16 protein-coding genes are annotated in these 16829 nt (G+C 74.2%); 8 read left to right on the forward strand and 8 right to left on the reverse strand.

Annotated elements, in window-relative coordinates:
- The first annotated feature begins 57 nt into the window (after positions 1-57).
- The 4 genes from ACIBTV_RS08010 to ACIBTV_RS08025 all read left to right on the forward strand — a co-directional run bounded on the left by ACIBTV_RS08010 (position 58) and on the right by ACIBTV_RS08025 (position 4840).
- Positions 58-1650 (forward strand): NYN domain-containing protein, encoded by a 1593-nt coding sequence (locus ACIBTV_RS08010; protein ID WP_396703285.1) that lies wholly within the window; start codon positions 58-60, stop codon positions 1648-1650.
- Between the two features lie 190 nt (positions 1651-1840).
- Complete coding sequence (locus tag ACIBTV_RS08015; protein ID WP_396703286.1) at positions 1841-2062, forward strand: hypothetical protein; 222 nt, start codon at positions 1841-1843, stop codon at positions 2060-2062.
- 397 nt (positions 2063-2459) lie between these two features.
- A complete protein-coding gene (locus tag ACIBTV_RS08020) occupies positions 2460-3719 on the forward strand; it encodes a M48 family metallopeptidase (protein ID WP_396703287.1) in 1260 nt (419 codons plus the stop codon).
- Positions 3716-4840 carry a glycosyltransferase family 4 protein gene (locus tag ACIBTV_RS08025; RefSeq protein WP_396703288.1) on the forward strand — a complete coding sequence of 375 codons (1125 nt, stop codon included), beginning with the start codon at positions 3716-3718 and terminating at the stop codon, positions 4838-4840. The genes ACIBTV_RS08020 and ACIBTV_RS08025 overlap by 4 nt, the downstream gene beginning before the upstream one ends.
- A gap of 175 nt (positions 4841-5015) precedes the next feature.
- On the opposite strand, the gene ACIBTV_RS08030 is transcribed toward ACIBTV_RS08025, so the two are convergent.
- From ACIBTV_RS08030 to ACIBTV_RS08065, 8 genes are all read right to left on the reverse strand, one after another.
- Positions 5016-5942 carry an endonuclease/exonuclease/phosphatase family protein gene (locus ACIBTV_RS08030; protein WP_396703289.1) on the reverse strand — a complete coding sequence of 309 codons (927 nt, stop codon included), beginning with the start codon at positions 5940-5942 and terminating at the stop codon, positions 5016-5018.
- Positions 5943-6093: 151 nt separating this feature from the next.
- Entirely contained in the window at positions 6094-6765 is a 672-nt protein-coding gene (locus ACIBTV_RS08035; RefSeq protein WP_396703290.1) for a lysophospholipid acyltransferase family protein, read from the reverse strand.
- Positions 6735-7361: a TetR/AcrR family transcriptional regulator gene (locus tag ACIBTV_RS08040; RefSeq protein ID WP_396703291.1), complete on the reverse strand. Its 627-nt coding sequence runs from the start codon at positions 7359-7361 to the stop codon at positions 6735-6737. Before ACIBTV_RS08040 ends, ACIBTV_RS08035 begins: the two co-directional genes overlap by 31 nt.
- Before the next feature lie 40 nt (positions 7362-7401).
- Entirely contained in the window at positions 7402-9069 is a 1668-nt protein-coding gene (locus tag ACIBTV_RS08045) for a putative bifunctional diguanylate cyclase/phosphodiesterase (RefSeq protein WP_396703498.1), read from the reverse strand.
- A gap of 82 nt (positions 9070-9151) precedes the next feature.
- A complete protein-coding gene (locus ACIBTV_RS08050) occupies positions 9152-9382 on the reverse strand; it encodes a hypothetical protein (RefSeq protein WP_396703292.1) in 231 nt (76 codons plus the stop codon).
- A 193-nt stretch (positions 9383-9575) separates the two neighbouring features.
- Complete coding sequence (locus ACIBTV_RS08055; RefSeq protein ID WP_007072219.1) at positions 9576-10244, reverse strand: response regulator transcription factor; 669 nt, start codon at positions 10242-10244, stop codon at positions 9576-9578.
- A 7-nt stretch (positions 10245-10251) separates the two neighbouring features.
- Positions 10252-11943 carry a GAF domain-containing sensor histidine kinase gene (locus ACIBTV_RS08060; RefSeq protein WP_396703293.1) on the reverse strand — a complete coding sequence of 564 codons (1692 nt, stop codon included), beginning with the start codon at positions 11941-11943 and terminating at the stop codon, positions 10252-10254.
- 14 nt (positions 11944-11957) lie between these two features.
- Positions 11958-13766, reverse strand: coding sequence for an AMP-dependent synthetase/ligase (locus ACIBTV_RS08065; protein WP_396703294.1), 1809 nt, complete (start codon positions 13764-13766; stop codon positions 11958-11960).
- 163 nt (positions 13767-13929) lie between these two features.
- On the opposite strand from ACIBTV_RS08065, the gene ACIBTV_RS08070 reads away from it, so the two are divergent.
- The 4 genes from ACIBTV_RS08070 (at position 13930) to ACIBTV_RS08085 (ending at position 16809) form a co-directional block, all read left to right on the forward strand.
- Positions 13930-14385 (forward strand): SRPBCC family protein, encoded by a 456-nt coding sequence (locus ACIBTV_RS08070; protein ID WP_091596543.1) that lies wholly within the window; start codon positions 13930-13932, stop codon positions 14383-14385.
- A gap of 40 nt (positions 14386-14425) precedes the next feature.
- Positions 14426-15070, forward strand: coding sequence for a hypothetical protein (locus tag ACIBTV_RS08075; protein WP_396703295.1), 645 nt, complete (start codon positions 14426-14428; stop codon positions 15068-15070).
- Positions 15071-15143: 73 nt separating this feature from the next.
- Positions 15144-16091 (forward strand): ROK family glucokinase, encoded by a 948-nt coding sequence (locus ACIBTV_RS08080; RefSeq protein ID WP_396703296.1) that lies wholly within the window; start codon positions 15144-15146, stop codon positions 16089-16091.
- Positions 16092-16101: 10 nt separating this feature from the next.
- Entirely contained in the window at positions 16102-16809 is a 708-nt protein-coding gene (locus ACIBTV_RS08085; RefSeq protein WP_396703297.1) for an endonuclease/exonuclease/phosphatase family protein, read from the forward strand.
- Positions 16810-16829 lie beyond the last annotated feature (20 nt).

The raw sequence follows: 16829 nt of genomic DNA on the forward strand, positions 1-16829 counted from the left end.
TGAGAGATCGGCTCACTCACCGGGCGGTGGGCCCGGTCGCGGTGGGAGACTTGCCACATGCCCCTCACCGAGCCGTACGACGACCACCTCCCGCCGGAGGACCAGGTCGCCGCCGGGCGCGACCCCGGTGAGGTCGGCGGGCCGGCTGCGGATGATCCGGGTCCCGGTGCGCCTGATCAGGGCTCCGACGCGCGTGCCGCGGGGTCGGATGTGCCTGATGTGGGGTCGGATGCGCGTGCCGCCGGATCGGATGTGCGTGCCGCCGGATCGGATGTGCGTGGTGCGGGGTCCGGCGAGTCGGGTCGGGACGGGCGCGCGGTGGCCGACGGCGGCGCGGCGGCCGAGCCGGAGCCCGTGCTGCCCGAGCCGGTGCGGCAGCGGATCGTGGCCCTGACCGCCGCGGTGCTGCCCGGTCTGCCCACCGACGAGGTGCCCGTGCCGCTGCGCCGGGTCGCCAAGTTCGCCCCCAACCGCCGTGCCCGCCTGGGCGCCCCCGTGATCGCCGCCCAACTCACCGCCGACCCGCTGTTCCGGCAGCGGGTGACCGCCCGGGTGCTCGCCGACGCGGGCGACCTGGGAGCGGCCGTGGTCGAGGGGACGGCTCCGGCCGCCGCCGACCCGGTCGAGGTGGCCGCGCTGGCCTACCTGGCCCGGCCGCGCGGGTGGCGGGAGCTGATCGACGCCAGCGGGGCCGCGGTCCGCGCCGAGGCGGACAGCGCGGTCGTCGCCGAGCTGGTCCGCGAGGCCGAGCAGCGGGCCACCCGCGCCGAGCACGACCGGGCGGTGGCGCGGGTCGAGGCCGAGAAGCTCCGTGACGAGCTGGCCCGCGTCCGCGAGGAGCTGGGTCAGCTGCGGGAGGAGTCGCGGCAGCTGACCCGCGCGCTGCGGGAGACCCAGGCCCGGGAGAAGCGGGCGAGCGACCTGCTCGCCACCGAACGCGGCCGGGCGGCCCGGGCGGCCGCCGACGCGGAGGCCGAGCTGCGCCGGGCGCGGGCCCGGCTCGCCGAGGCCGAGGCCGCCGCGGGCGTGGCCCGGGCCAGCGCCAAGGAGGCCCGCTCGGTCGACGACGCCCGGCTCTGGCTGCTGCTGGAGACCATCGGTCAGGCCGCCGTCGGGCTGCGCCGGGAGCTCGCCCTCGACCCGGTGGAGATGTTGCCGGCCGACTTCGTGGCCGACGCGTTCGCCGACCAGCCCGCCGCGACGGGCACGGGCGCCGCCGCGCGCGCCCGGGACACCGACGACCCCGCCCGGCTGGACCAGTTGCTCGCGCTGCCCCGGGCGCACCTCGTGGTGGACGGCTACAACGTCACCAAGCGCGGCTTCGGCGAGATGTCGCTGGAGCAGCAGCGCAAGCGGCTGATCACCGGCCTCGGCGGGATCGCGGCGCAGACCGGTGACGAGGTCACCGTGGTCTTCGACGGCGCCGAGCGGATCCACGGGCTGCCGCCCGCGCCGCGGGGCGTACGGGTGCTGTTCTCCCGCAAGGGCGAGACCGCCGACGAGCTGATCCGGCGCCTGGTGCGTGCCGAACCGTCGGGGCGTCCGGTGGTGGTGGTCTCCTCCGACCGGGAGGTCGCCGACGGGGTGCGTCGGCACGGCGCGTACCCGCTGGGCGCCGACTCGCTGCTGCGCCGCCTGGCGCGCTCCTGACGCCTCCCGCACGCCGCTCCAGCGGATCTTGGTAGGAAATGGCCCCTCCAGGGGCCTCTTCTCACCAAGATCAGTGTTGGTCGTGGCTGGGCGGATTTGTCGTACCCGACGATTAGCGTCTCCTCACCGACGGTGGTCGGGCGGCGACCATCGGGTTGCCCTCGCCGCCGCAGCTCGTCAGGAGGCGTTGATGCTCATCGACTGCGACCGGTGCGTCGCCCGGGGAGCCGGCTGTTCCGGCTGCCTGGTGACCGCGCTGCTCGACGACCGGTCCCCGGCCGACGACCTCGGCGCCGCCGAGCACCGGGCGATCGAGGTGTTCGTCCGGGCCGGCTTCGACGTGGCGGTGCTGCCCGCGCCACGTCGCCCCGCCGGCCGACCGCGCCCGTCCCGCCGGCCCCGGGTGGCCTGAGCGAGCCCGACGGTGCCGCTGGCAGCGTCAGGCCCGCAGACACCGCTGGTCTGAGCCGGCCCAATCGTGCTGAGCCGGCCCAATCGTGCTGAGCCGGCCCAATCGTGCCGCCCGCCGCGTCCGACCCCGCCGGCAGCGGGTGGCCTGAGCGGGCCCGACGGTGCCGCCGGCCGCGGCCGTCCCCGGCACTCGCGTTCCCGCCCGGCCGGCTCGGGTCGGCGGGTGGCCGGGGTCGGCCAGGCGCTGCCGCCGGGTTCGGGCGGGCGGGCCATAGGATGGGCGCTCTCAGCGGGAGGAGCGGCGGGATGAGGCGGAGACGGCACAGCGGTGGTGGTCGCCCGGCGACCGGGTCGCGCCGCGCCGTGGTCGTGCCGACCCGGCGCGGCGGGGTGGGGCGATGACTATCCGCGGCTGGGCACTGCTGACCCTGGCCGGCCTGTCCCTCGCGCTGGTCGTCGCCGCCGTGCTGCTGATCCCCTGGCACCGCCCGCCGGCCCCCCGGGCCGACCAGCTGGCCGCGCTGCGTGACCTTCCGTCCGACCAGGTGGCCCGGGGCCGCGAGTTCCGGTCCGCACTGCGCCCGGGTGGCTACTCCGCGCTCGCCGTGGGCCTGCTGATCGCCCTCGCTCTCGGGCTGACCCCACTGGGCAGTCGGCTGGTCGAGGTGGCGGGCCGGCCGTTCGGTGGTCACTGGGCCGCCCAGGCGGTTCTCGGCGGGTTGGCCGTCGTGCTCGTCGCGGACCTGGTCACCCTCCCGTTCGCCGCCTGGCGGCAGGCCGTGCTCACCCGCTACGGGTTGAGCACCAACGGTTGGGGTGGCTGGGCGGTGGACCTGCTCAAGTCGTACGCCGTGAGCGCGGTGATCGGCGCGGTGGCGCTGTTCGGCTTCTACGCCGTCATCCGGCTCGCACCGCGCTGGTGGTGGGCGTTCGGCGCGGCGGGCGCGGCCTGCCTGGTGGTGCTGCTCTCCTTCGTCCTGCCGGTGCTCGTGGAGCCGGTGTTCAACCGGTTCACCCCGATGGAGCCCGGGCCGCTGCGCACCGAGCTGATGTCCATGGCGGCCCGCGACGGGGTGCCGGTGCGCGACGTGCTGGTCGCCGACGCCTCGCGACGCACCCGGGCCGTCAACGCGTACGTGTCGGGTCTCGGGCCGACCCGGCGGGTGGTCGTCTACGACACCTTGCTGCGGGAGGCGTCGCCGGCGGAGGTGACCGCCGTGGTGGCGCACGAGCTGGGGCACGCGCGGGACCGCGACGTGGCGGTCGGCACGTTGACCGGGGCGCTGGGCGCCGCCGCCGCCGTGGTCGCGCTCTACCTGATCGGCTCCTGGGCGCCGTTGCTGCGGCTGGCCGGTGTCGACTCGGTGGCGCAGCCGCGCGCGTTCCCGTTGCTGGTCGCCCTGGTCACGGTGGTCGGTCTGGTCGCCACACCGGTCCAGGCGCTGATCTCGCGCCGGGTGGAGGCGCGCGCCGACGCGCACGCGTTGGCCCTGACCGGCGATCCCGCCGCGTTCGAGTCGATGCAGCGACGCCTCGGGTCGGTCAACCTCTCCGACCCCGACCCGCCCCGCTGGGAATACCTCTACTCGGCGACCCACCCGTCCACGGTCGAGCGGATGGCCGCCGCCCGCGCCCACGCCAGGGAGGCCGGCAGATGAGCCGGACGCTGCTGATCACCAACGACTTCCCGCCCCGCCCGGGGGGCATCCAGTCGTTCGTGCACAACCTCGCGCTGCACCAGCCCACCGGTTCCGTGGTGGTCTACGCGTCCCGCTGGCGGGGCGCGGACAAGTTCGACGCAGACCAGCCGTTCGAGGTGGTCCGGGATCGGACCACGGTGCTGCTGCCCACCCCACGGGTGGCGCGGCGGGCCGCCCGACTGGCTCGGGCGTACGACTGCGACACGGTGTGGTTCGGCGCGGCGGCCCCGCTCGGCCTGCTCGCCGCCGGTCTGCGGCGTCGGGCCGGCATCCGCCGGGTGGTGGCGCAGACGCACGGGCACGAGATCGGCTGGGCGGCCCTGCCCGGTGCCCGGGCGGCCCTGCGGCGGATCGCCCGGGGCGTCGACGTGACCACCTACCTGGGGGAATACACGCGCACCCGGTTGGCGCGGGCGGTCGACGGGCTGACCGAGCTGCGCCGGCTCGCGCCCGGGGTGGACGTGGAGACCTATCACCCGGCGGTCGACGGGGAGCCGGTGCGCGAGCGCCTCGGGCTGACCGGCCGACCGGTCGTCGTCTGCGTGTCCCGTCTGGTGCCGCGCAAGGGTCAGGACATGCTGATCCGGGCCCTGCCGGAGATCCGTCGTCGGGTGCCCGACGCGGCTCTGTTGATCGTCGGTGGCGGCCCTTACCGGACGGCGTTGGAGAAGCTCGCCCGCGATACCGGTGTGGAGCCGGACGTGGTCTTCACCGGGTCGGTGCCGCACGACGATTTGCCGGCTCACTACGCGGCCGGTGATGTCTACGCGATGCCGTGCCGCACCCGCAACCGTGGCCTGGACGTCGAAGGGCTGGGCATCGTCTACCTGGAGGCGTCTGCGACCGGCCTGCCAGTCGTCGCCGGCGACTCCGGCGGCGCCCCGGACGCGGTCCGCGAGGGCGAGACCGGCTACGTCGTCGGCGGCAGGGACGTCGCCCAGCTCGCCGACCGGGTGTCTCGGCTGCTCGCCGACCGCGACCTGGCGCGACAGTTCGGTGCCGCCGGGCGGGCGTGGGTGGAGCGGGAGTGGCGTTGGGAGACCCAGGCGCAGCGGATGGCGACGCTGCTCGCCGGCTGAACGATCCACACCGGGCCGTCACGAGCACCGACTCGCGGTCGCCCGCATCTCGGAGGCCGCTGCAACGGGTTCCCTGCTGCTGGGAGGCCACTGCTTCGGGGTTGTGGTGGCCTCGCCGGAGCGGGCGAGGCCACCAGCCACGGGAATCCACGCGATCGCGCGGATCGGAGGTCGGTCAGTTGACGGTGACGGTGACGGTGCCGATGAGGATCCGGTGGTCGGAGCAGGCGCCACCGCAGCTCTGGGAGATGCTCAACGAATCACCGTCGTAGCTGCCCACGATCTTGTCCTCCCGTACGAAGATCATGTCAATCTTCTTACCGGGCCCGCAGGGTCCGGCCGGGGTTCCGTCGTCCTGGGTGTTCTCGCCGTATCCGACGCAGCGCGAATCGCGATCGTCGAGCTCCCGGTGGAAGCCCTCGTTGTCGGGATTGTTGGCCGTGTTGACGCTGGACGAATACCACTTGTCGAGGCGGTTGTAGCTGGGCTGGGCGTTGAAGTCGCCCGCGATGATGACCGTGTCGCCGGCCGCGTTGTAGGCGTCCACCTGGGCGCGGACCGCGTCCAACTGTCGTTGGTTGATCGGACTGCCGCCGATGACCTCGCTCGAGGTGGTGATGTGGGTCGTGCAGAACCGCAGGTGCGGTCGGGCCTCGAGCGGAGCGCACAGCAGCTTCCGCTGCTCGACACGGCCGTCGTCCGGCAGCGTGAAGCTCTGGGACGGACCCATCGGGGCCTTGCTGAAGAGGGCGATGCCGGACTTCTCCCCGCCGCAGCCGGTGTCGTTGGTGCTCGCGAACCGCGAGTAGTTCTCCTCGTCCTCGCCCCAGCCCGTCGCGCGCAGATTCCACTGCACCGCCTTGTACTGGCTCCAGCAGAGTTCGTTCAGCGCCGCGAGGTTGGAGGACCTGTTCCGAATGGAATTGGAGATCACTTCGATCAGGCCGTTGCTCGTGGAGCCGCGATGCATCGTCCAGCCCGCCACGTTCCAGGTCCAGACGTTGTAGGTGGCGGTGACGGCGGCTGCCGCGCTGACGCCGGCGCTCGCCACCAGGACGGTGAGCACGGTCGCGAGAACCGTGCCGATTCTCAAGATTCGCATATTTACCCCCGTAACTGCGATGAGTTGCGGAAGTTTAACGCGTGGTTAGTTCCTGTGTGGACCCGGCTGTCGATACCGGGAAAAGGCCGCGTATGACGCGCGTTCCCGCCGTCCGGGCCACCACGGTGCCGGGCCGCGGACGGCCAGGATCTCAGGCGGCCCGGGTCTCGCGCTTCGGGGCGTACCGGGGAACGTACTCCTGGCCGGTCAACGCCTGGATCGCCGTCATCACCTCGTCGGTGAGGACGCGGACGTCGCGTGGTTCGTGGATGCGGCCGACGACCGGGACGGGCGGCCCGAAGCGCAGGGTCACCGGGTGCCGGCGGGGGAGGCGGGCGTCGATGGGGAGCACCTCCGCGGTGCCGAGCACGCCGACCGGGATGATCGGCACCCCCGCGTCCCGGGCCAGCCGGACCACTCCCGTGCGGCCGCGGTGCAGGCGTCCGTCCGGTGAGCGGGTGCCCTCGGGGTAGACGGCGACCAGGCCGCCGGCGCGCAGCACGGGGATCGCGGCGTCGAACGCGGCGAGCACGGCCCGACCGCCGGCGCGCTCCACCCGGATGGCGCCCATGCCGTTCACGACCTGCCGGCTGAGCCAGCCGCGCGGGCCCCGGCCGGAGAAGTACTCGGCCTTGGCCCAGAAGGCGACGTGGCGGGGCGTGACGGCGGCCAGGAACAGCTCGTCGGCCACGGAGAGGTGGTTGCCGGCGAGGATCGCGCCGCCGTGCCGGGGCAGGTGCTCCAGCCCTTCCACCCGTGGGCGCCAGCCGAGCCGCAGGGCGCGGCCGACGGTCAGCTTGGCGAGGTCGTAGAGCAGGGGCACGAGTCCTCCGGTGAGGTGGGGGTGGGGCCGAGGTGGGCGTCCAGCGCCGCCCGCAACAGGGCGTCGTCGTCGGCGGCGCCGGTCGCGAGCTGGAGGCTGCCCCACGCCCAGAGTTGGGCGATGCCGTGCAGGTTGGCCCAGAGCGCGCCGGCGAGGACTTCGGCGGCGGCGTCGGCCGGCCGGCGTACGCGTGCGACCAGGTCGACCAGCAGGGCGAACAGGGGCAGGCTGCTGTCGCGCAGACCGAGCCGGCCACTGTCGAGCAGGTCGTGTCGGAACATCAGCTCGAACATGCCGCGGTGGGCGGCGGCGTAGTCGAGGTAGGACCGGCCGAGCGCGACGAGTTGGTCGCGCGGGTCGGGTCCGGCGTCACGCACGGTGGCGGCGACCCGGGCGGCGAGTTCGGCGTAGCCCTCGCGGGCAATGGCGGAGAGCAGGTCGAGGTGGGTGGGGAAGTACCGCCGCGGCGCGCCGTGGGAGACGCCGGCCCGTCGGGCGATCTCCCGCAGGGACACGGCGGTCAGGCCCTCGCGGAGTACGAGGTCGACTCCGGCGGCGACCAGCCGGGACCGGACGTCGCCCGCGGGTTCGTTCACGGACACTGTCTACCAGGTGCCGTAGACAGTGTCTACGGCGTCAGCCGATGCGCTCCAGGATGCGCTCCGCCGGCGCCGGTCGACCGAAGTGCCAGCCCTGACCGGCGTCGCAGCCGATCGCGCGCAGCCGCTCGGCCTGCCCCGCCGTCTCGACCCCCTCGGCCGTGACCGTGAGGTCCAGCGCGTGCGCGAGCGACACCAGGGAGGCGAGGATGCGCTCGTCGGTCCGGCGCGCCGGCTCCGCCGTCGCGGCCCGCAGCCCGGCCACGAACTCGCCGGCCACCTTCAGCTCGGTCACCGGCAGGTCCCGCAGGTACGCGAGGTTGCTGTAGCCGGTGCCGAAGTCGTCGATGGCGATCCGGACGCCCAGGTCGGCGAGGATGCGCAGGGCCTTCACCGGCTCCTCGGTGGTGCTCATCATCGTGCTCTCGGTGATCTCCAGCTGGAGCCGCTCCGGCGGCAGCCCGGTGCGGTTCAGCAGCGCGCGTACCTCCTGGACCAGGTCGGGTCGGTGCACCTGGCGTACGGCCAGGTTGACGCTGACGAACGGGGCCGGCGCGCCGCGCCCGGACCAGCGCTCCGCCTCCCGGCACGCCTCGGCGAGAACCCAACCGCCGAGCGGCACGATCAGCCCGGTCTCCTCGGCGAGACCGATGAAGCTGTCCGGCCGCAGCACGCCCAGCTCGGGGTGGCGCCACCGGACCAGCGCCTCCACCCCGAGCAGACGCCCGTCGCGCAGCGAGGTGAGCGGCTGGTACTCCAGGTAGAACTCGCCCCGCTCCAGCGCCGCGGGGATGGCGGCGGAGAGCGCGTAGCGAGCCCGCTCACGTCGGTTGCGGTCGGCGTCGTAGACCTCCCAGCGGGCGCCGCCGGCGGCCTTGGCCCAGCGCAGGGTGGCGTCGGCGGCCCGCATCAGGTCGCCCGACGTGGTGCCGGCGACCTGCTGCTCGACGACCCCGACGCTCGCCGTGACGGAGAGCTCGTGACCGTCCACGAGGGCCGGTTCGCGGACCGCCGCGAGGACGGTGTCGGCGATCGCCACCACGTCGGCGGTGCCGGCGGTCCGCTCGACCAGAACGACGAACTCGTCCCCGCCGATCCGGGCCACCAGGTGCCCGTCGAGGGCCCGGCGCAGCCGGCCGGCGACCGTGGTCAGCAACTGGTCACCGGTCTGGTGCCCGAGGGAGTCGTTGACCGCCTTGAAGCGGTCCAGGTCCATGAGGCAGAGGCCGACGCGCTCCGCGCCCCGGCCGGGCTCGTTGAGCGCGGCGGCGAGGCGTTCGGTGAAGAGGACGCGGTTGGGCAGCTCGGTGAGCGAATCGTGGGTGGCCTGGTGGCGGAACCGCGCCTCGCTGGCCCGCAGGGCACGCTCCGCCTGCGAGCGGGCCACCATCACCGCCCGGCGGATCGACTCCTGCTCGTCGAGCGTACGGTCGCGCAGGGCGCGCGCGTAGCCGGTGGCCACCGCCGCGAGCAGTCGGGCCATCCGGTCCTCGACCTCGTCGGCGACCAGCCCCAGGTCGCGGACCAGCCGGAGCTGGACGACCTCGACGGTGCGGCCCAGCCCCTCGGCCGAGGCGATGTGGTTGGCGACCAGCTCGGCGCCGACCCGGTGACCGGGCCGCAGGTCGAACGGCTCGGCCCGCAGGGCGCCGGCCAACTGGTCGGTGAGCCGTTGCAGCAGGGACTCCAGCTGCGCCAGGGACATCGGCAGGTAGCTGGTGCCGGAGAGCGCCTTGGCCCAGGCCCGGGCGAACGTCCCGGGCCGGGTGCGGGGTGCCGGGGACGGCTCACCCACCGAGCCGCCCGACTCCACGAAGGAGGACGGTCCGCTCGGCGTCCTCCGCGCTGCGGCCGTCGTCGCCGGCCCGCGACGGCGGCACCTCGGGCACCACGTCGACCATCGCCTGCGCCGCGGTCCGGGAGGCGGCGACGTGGTGCCAGCCGCCGAGGTGGTGGTCGTACCCGTGGGCGACGCTCGGACGTTCGATGGTCTCGGGTGCCCAGTCCCGCCGCCGCATGCCACCCCCTCGTGCCGACACGCAGGCGCCGTCGCCCACGCACCACCGCGGTATTCTGCCCCGCGAGAGGCCGGGTGACCATAGCGCGGCGACACGAGGGCGTGCACGTCGGTCGATACGCGAGGTCCGCGCCGGCCGTCGGGCCGACGCGGACCTCGCGTCACGAACTCCCGCCCCGGCGGGCGGGGGCGGGTCAGAACTTCGGCGCGTCCGGCGCCTCGAGCAGGCCGAGCCGCAGCGCGGTCATCAGCGCCTGAGCGCGGTTGGCCGCACCCAGCTTCTCGTAGAGTTTCGAGATGTGCGTCTTGGCGGTGGACTCGCTGACGAAGAGCTGCTTGGCGATGCCGGCCACGCTCATGCCGTCGGCGAGCAGCCGCAGCACCTGCCCCTCGCGGGGGGAGAGCTGCGGACCGGACGGAGCGAGCCGCCGCTTCATCGCCTCGGCCAGGTCGGCCGCCGTGAACGCGCTGGGGGAGGAGGCGGCGTGCCGGGCGGCGGCCACCACCTCGTCGGCCGGGGCGGTCTTGGGCACGAAGGCGCTCGCGCCCGCCTCCAGGGCACCGAAGAGCTGGTCGTCGCCCGCGTACATGGTGAGCACCACGATGCCCATCGACGCGCTGGACTTGCGCAGCGCGCGGGTGGCCTCCAGACCGCTGCCGTCGGGGAGCCGGAGATCCATGATCACCACGTCCGGCTGAAGCGCGCCGGCCTGACGTACCCCCTCCGCCGCCGTCGCCGCCTCACCGACGACCTCGAACTGCCGGTCGCGCTCGAACGCGTGCCGCAGGCCCTTGCGGATCAGGTCATGATCGTCAACAAGGAGGACCTTGGTGCGGGTGGCCGGTGTCGGACTTGTGGTCATCCTCGGGTTACTCCCCTTCTGCTGCTGCGCTACCGCGCACGTTATCGCGCCGGGGCGAGGTGCCGAGAACCACCGCCACGGTCGTGCCGCTCGGTTGCCGGGGTCGGATCTCCAACCGGCCCCGGATACGTTCCGCCCTCTCGGCCATGATCGCAAGACCGTACCGCCCGTCGGGCCGCTGGTCAGCGATCCCCTGACCGTCATCCGACACTTCTATCTGGGCGTACGGCGGGTCGACCTCGCACGTGACCCACAAATTGGACGCGCCGGCGTGCTTGCGGGCGTTCGTCACCGCCTCCTGCGCGATGCGCAGCAACTCGGCCTCCGTGGCCGCGGGGAGCCGGGCGGTGGACTCGTCCAGCGAGAGGTGCACCCGCAGGCCGCCGGAGGCGCCGACGGTGCGCGCGTACTCGGCGATCGCGGCGGCCAGGCCACCGTGCCGGTCGACCTCGCTGCGCAGCTCGAACAGGCTCAGCCGCAGCTCGGTGATCACCCGGGTCACCTCGCCGCGCAGGGTGCGCAACGCCTCGGCGGTCTCCTCGGCGTCGTCGAAGACGGTGGCCAGGGCGTTGTCGATCCCGTAGCCCACCATCACCAGCTCCTGCGCCACGCCGTCGTGGATCTCCCGGGCCAGCCGCTGGCGCTCCTCGTTGGTGGCCAGCGAGCGCACCTCGTCGAAGAGCAGCGCGGCCTCCAGCCGCAGCGCGGCGGCGCCGGTCAGGCCGGTCACCCGGGACACGACGTCCGGCGGGTAGGCGTGCGCCGCGTCGGCCTCCAGCACGACCAGGCCGACCGTACGCACGCCGGCGACCAGCGGCACGATCAGCGCGGAGACCTCGCCGCCGGGGTGCGAGCGGGCCTGCGAGCGGGCGGCGCTCTGCGGCTGCTGACTGGCCCACGCGTCGGCGATCGCGGAGTCCGCGTCGAGCGTCGTCTCCCAGTCGACGCGGTCGACGCCGACCTGGGCGAGCACCACCAGCCGTCCGCCGCCACTGGCCGAGAGCACGGCGGCCCGGTCGCAGCGCGCGGCGGTGCGCAGCTCCTCCAGCAGGTGCTCGGAGATGCCACCCGGGTCGAGCGTGGCCCCCGGCAGTTGCCGGGCGACGGTGCGCAGCTGGGTCAGCAGTCGGGTCGCCTCGGCGTACGGCTGGGGCTTGCCCTCGCCCCGGACCTGCATGACCCGGTGCAGCGTGCGGGCGGCGTAGAGCCCCAGCGCGGCCAGGATCAGCCATTGGGCGCAGACCGCCAGGTAGCCCGGCTGGGTGAGCTGCCGCGCGCCGTCGACCTCGGTGAACGCGCCGCTGACCAGCAGGACGGCCGCGGCCACGCCGAGCAGCCCGGCGCCCTCCCGGAACCGGCGGCGCAGCGCGGTGACGGTGACCGGCACGGCCAGGTACGGCAGGACCGCCGACGCGCCGAGCCCGTCGATGGCCCCGCCGACGAGTGCCACCGCCGCCACCTGGCTCGCGGCGAGCCCCAACACCACCACCTCGGCGATCCGACTGAGCGGGCCGACCAGCCGGTGCTGCGACGCCAGCAGGGCGGGCAGCCCGGCGACCGCCAGCAGCGCGATCCACCACAGCTGGGTCACGTCGTGGGTGGCGAAGATGGTGAGGACGGCGACCAGCGCCAGCATCACCAGGCGCGCGGCGGCGGCGAGGGGATGTGGTTGGGGTTGGGTGGTTGTGGAGGCGGGCACGTGACGGATGGTAGTCAGCCCCGATAGATCTCGGCGATCTCCGCCGCGTACGTCTTGTGGACGACCTGGCGCTTGACCTTGAGCGACGGGGTCAGTTCGCCGGTCGCCTCGGTGAAGTCACGGGGCAGGATCCGGAAGACCTTGATCCCCTCGGCCTTGGAGACGCCCTGGTTGGCGGCGTCGATGGCCTTCTGGATCTCGGCCCGCAGGCCCTCGTGGTCGCTCAGCTCCTCCACCCGGGTGTCCGCGCCCAGCCCGGCGGTCTCCAGCCAGCGGGGCAGCGCCTCCTCGTCGATGGTGACCAGCGCGGCGACGAACGGCTGCCGGTCGCCGACGACGACGCACTGGCTGACCAGCGGGTGGGCCCGGACCTGGTCCTCCAGCACGGCCGGGGCGATGTTCTTGCCGCTGGCCGTCACGATGATCTCCTTCTTGCGGCCGGTGATGCTGAGGTAGCCGTCGGCGTCGAGCTGGCCCAGGTCGCCGCTGCGGAACCAGCCGTCCGGGGTCAGCGCCTCGGCGGTGGCCGCCTCGTTGTGCCAGTAGCCCTGGAAGATCAGGTCGCCGGCGATCAGGATCTCGCCGTCGTCGTCGATCCGGATGGTCACCCCGGGCAGCGGGCGTCCGACGCTGCCGACGCGCGTGGCGCCGGGCAGGTTCACCGAGGCCGCCGGCGAGGTCTCGGTCAGCCCGTACCCCTCCAACACGGTGACGCCGACGCCCCGGAAGAAGTGGCCGAGCCGGGCGCCGAGCGGCGCGCCGCCGGAGATGGCGTCCCGGCACCGCCCGCCGAGCGCCGCCCGCAGCTTGCGGTAGACGAGCCTGTCGAAGAGCGCGTGCTGGGCCCGCAGTCCGAAGGCGGGCCCGCCCGGGGTCTCCAACGCCTCGCTGTACGCGATCGCCACCTGCTCGGCCCGGGCGAAGATGCCGCCCTTGCCGTCGGCCTCGGCCTTCTGCTTGGCCGCGTTGTAGACCTTCTCGAACACCCGGGGCACGGAGAGCACGAACGTGGGCCGGAACTCCTGCAGCTCGGCGACCAGGTTCCTGGTGTCCGCGCAGTGCCGCATGGTGGCCCGCGCCTGCACGACGCCGATCTGGATGAGCCGGGCGAAGGCGTGCGCCAGCGGGAGGAAGAGCAGCGTCGAGGCGCCCGGGTGGAACAGGTTCGGCAGGACCGACACGGCGTTCGCGGCGTCCGCGTACATGTTCCGGTGGGTCAGCACGCAGCCCTTGGGTCGGCCGGTGGTGCCGCTGGTGTAGATGATGGTGGCGACGTCGCCGGAGCGCAGCCCCGCCCGGCGCCGCTCGATCTCATCCGGGCCGACCGAGGCGCCGGCCGCCACCAACTCGTCCACGCCGCCCAGGTCGATCTGCCAGACGTGCGTCAGCTCGGGCAGCCGGTCGTGGATGCCGGCGACCAGGGTCGCGTGCGCGTTCGACTCCACGACGCAGGCGACCGCGCCGGAGTCGGCGAGGATCCAGGCGGCCTGTTCGGTGCTGGAGGTCTCGTAGATCGGCACGGTGACCGCGCCGGCCGCCCAGACCGCGTAGTCGACCAGGGTCCACTCGTAGCGGGTGCGGCTCATCAGCCCGACCCGGTCGCCCGGCCGTACGCCGGCCGCGACCAGCCCGCGGGCCACCGCCGCGACCTCGTCCCGGAACTGCCGGCAGGTGACGTCCACCCAGGCGGGGCCGTCCGCGGTCGCGCCGGGGCGGACGAACTGCACCGCGTCGGGAGCCGCCTCGGCGTTGTCCCAGACCGGGTCGGTGAGGTTGGCCGAGTCGCCGACGGTGACGATCGGGGGGACGGAGAACTCGCGCACCTGCACTCCCTCGTGCTCGCACTGACCGGACCGGCCGCCACGGCGGGTCGGCTTTGTCGAAACCTACCCGTCCGGGCGTCGATGGCGGACAGGCAGGTTGCTTGTGACGCGCGGCGGGGGACGGGACGGGCCTGGCGGGCGGCGCGCCGGGTAGCCTCCCCCCATGGCGGACACCTCCACCCAGTCGATCACCATCGGCGCCCCACCGGAGCGGGTGGCGGCGGTCATCTGCGACTTCGCGAGCTACCCGGAGTGGACCGAGGCGATGCGCCGGGTGGAGGTGATCGAGGAGTACGAGGACGGCTACGCCAGCCAGGTGCGGTTCACCATCGACGCCGGGGTGATGGCCGACGAGTACGTGCTGGCCTACGCCTACGCCGAGGACCTGTCCCGGATCGAGTGGGACCTGGTGGCGCCGTCGAAGATGCAGAAGTCGCAGCGCGGCTCGTACGACCTGGTGGGCAACGCCGACGGCACGACCACGGTGACCTACACCCTCGAGGTGGAGCTGTCGGTCGGGATGCTGGGGATGTTTCGCCGCAAGGCGGAGAAAATGATCATGGATACCGCGTTGAAGCAGCTCAAGCGCCGGGTAGAAGCACCCGGTGCGGCGCAGTGACGCGTCCGGCGGCCCGGCCGCCACGGTAGAGGAGTCGACCATGGTGGCAACGGATCCGGGTTCGGCCCGGGAAGAGGCCGAGCGGCTGGTGGCGACGCTGCTCGCGACGGCGCGGATGGCGACCTCCGGCTCGGCGGCCGCGGGCCAGTGGGGCCCGATCGGTGGGATGGTGGCCAGTGTCTTCGGTCACAGCGCCGGGCCGGGTGGGTCGGCCCGTCCGGACGGGGGTGGTTTCGCCACCGGCGCGGCCGAATGCTGCATCTGCCCGGTGTGCCGGGGTATCGCCGCGTTGCGTGACCCGAGTCCGGAATTCGCGGAGCGACTCGCCACCGGTGCGGGCGATCTGGCCGCCGGAGTGGCCAGCCTGCTGCGGGCGTTCGCGTCCGCGAACCCGCCCGGGCCGCCCGCCGACCACGCCCCGGAGGGGCCCGGAACCCCCGCCGCCGGCGTCGACGACGACCTCGTCTGGCGCGATGCCACCCGCAGCGGGCATGATTCTCAGCCGGCACCGGAGCGGGACGTCTGGTCCGTCGCGACCAGGGCGGAGGAGAAGGCCGCCCCGGCCACCGCCGGACCGCCCGTCGAGGAAGCCGGGACGGCCGCACCGGCGACCGCCCGATCCGTGGTTCCCGCCTCGCGGGAACCCGCGGACGTCGGCGCGGACGCCGCGGGCGACGGCGCCTGACAGGGGACACCCCGCCACACCGCCACGGGCGGTGGGACGGGGCAGCACAGCACAGCAGAGGGGAGCGGCAGCGGTGACGCTGACCATCGGAGTCGACGTCGGTGGCACGAAGGTGGCCGGTGGTGTCGTCGACGACACCGGCACGGTGCTCGTGCAGACCCGACGGGACACTCCCGCCGATGACGTCGCCAAGACCCGCGACGTCATCACCGACCTGGTCAGCGAGCTGGCCGCCGGGCGCACGATCGAGGCGGTCGGCATCGGCGCGGCCGGCTGGATCGACGCGAGCCGTTCGATCGTGCAGTTCGCCCCCAACCTGGCCTGGCGGGACGAGCCGCTGCGCGATTACGTCAGCAACCAGGTCGGCCTGCCGGTGATCGTGGAGAACGACGGCAACGTCGCCGCCTGGGCGGAGTTCCGCTACGGCGCGGCCCGTGAGGCCGACGACTCGATGGTCATGTTCACCATCGGCACCGGCGTGGGCGGCGGCATCGTGCTCGGCGGCGAGCTGGTGCGCGGCGCCCACGGCATCGCCGCCGAGCTGGGCCACATGCTGACCGTGCCCGACGGCCACCAGTGCGGCTGCGGGCGGCTCGGCTGCATCGAGCAGTACGCCAGTGGCAGCGCCCTGGTCCGGTTCGCCCGCGCCGCCGCCCGGCAGGAGCCGCAGCGCGCCGCGGCGCTGCTGGAGCTGGCCGGCGGGGAGGCCGAGGCGATCACCGGCCCGATGGTGACCGCGGCGGCCAAGGGCGGGGACCCCGTCTCCGCCGAGGCGTTCGCCCAGGTCGGGCGCTGGCTCGGCACCAGCCTCGCGGACATGGCGCAGATGCTCGACCCGCAGGTGCTGGTCGTCGGCGGTGGCGTGATCGACGCCGGTGACCTGCTGATGGGCCCGGCGCGGCGGTCCTACACCGAGTCGCTCGCCCAGCGCAGCCGACTCCCGGTCGCCGAGATCCGCCCGGCCCAGCTGGGCAACCGGGCCGGCGTGATCGGCGCGGCCGACCTGGCTCGCCGGATCTGAGGCGTACGGCATGACGCAGAGCCCCGGTGTGCCGCTGCGCGTCGTCTCGTACAACATCCACAGCCAGCGGGATGACACGGCGGCGCTGGCCGAGGTCGTCCGGGGCGCGGCGCCCGACGTGGTGATCGTCCAGGAGGGGCCGCGGCGGTTCCGCTGGCGGCAGAAGTCCGCCGCGCTGGCGGAGTCGTTCGGGATGGTGGTGGCCGCCGGCGGGTTGCCGGCGCTGGGCAACCTGCTGCTCACCAGCCTGCGGGTACGGGTGCTCGCCACCCGCTGTCAGCGCTTCCCGCTCACCCCGGGACGGCACCTGCGCGGCGCCGCGTACGCCGACTGCGTGGTCGCCGGTGGCGCCCGCTTCACCCTGGCCGGGTCGCACCTCGCCACCGACCCCGTCGAACGCCCGGCGCAGGCCGCCCTGTTCAAGCGTGAGCTGGACGCGGCGACCAGCCCGGTGGTGGCCGGCGCCGACCTCAACGAGGGGCCGGACGGCCCGGCCTGGGCCACCGTCGCCCGGGGGCTCACCGACACGGCCGTCGCGGCGGACGCGGCCGACCGGCTGACCTACTCGTGCGCCGACCCCCGGCGGCGGATCGACGCGCTCTTCGTCGACCCGCGCGTCACGGTCGTCGACTACGACGTGGTCGACACGCCGCGGACCCGACGGGCCAGCGACCACTTCCCGGTCCTGGTGGACCTGCTGCTGCCGGTCACCGACTGAGCCGACCACGCGGACCGGGG

It is taken from the genome of Micromonospora sp. NPDC049366, from assembly GCF_044466625.1.
In the GTDB taxonomy this organism is placed as follows: Bacteria; Actinomycetota; Actinomycetes; order Mycobacteriales; family Micromonosporaceae; genus Micromonospora.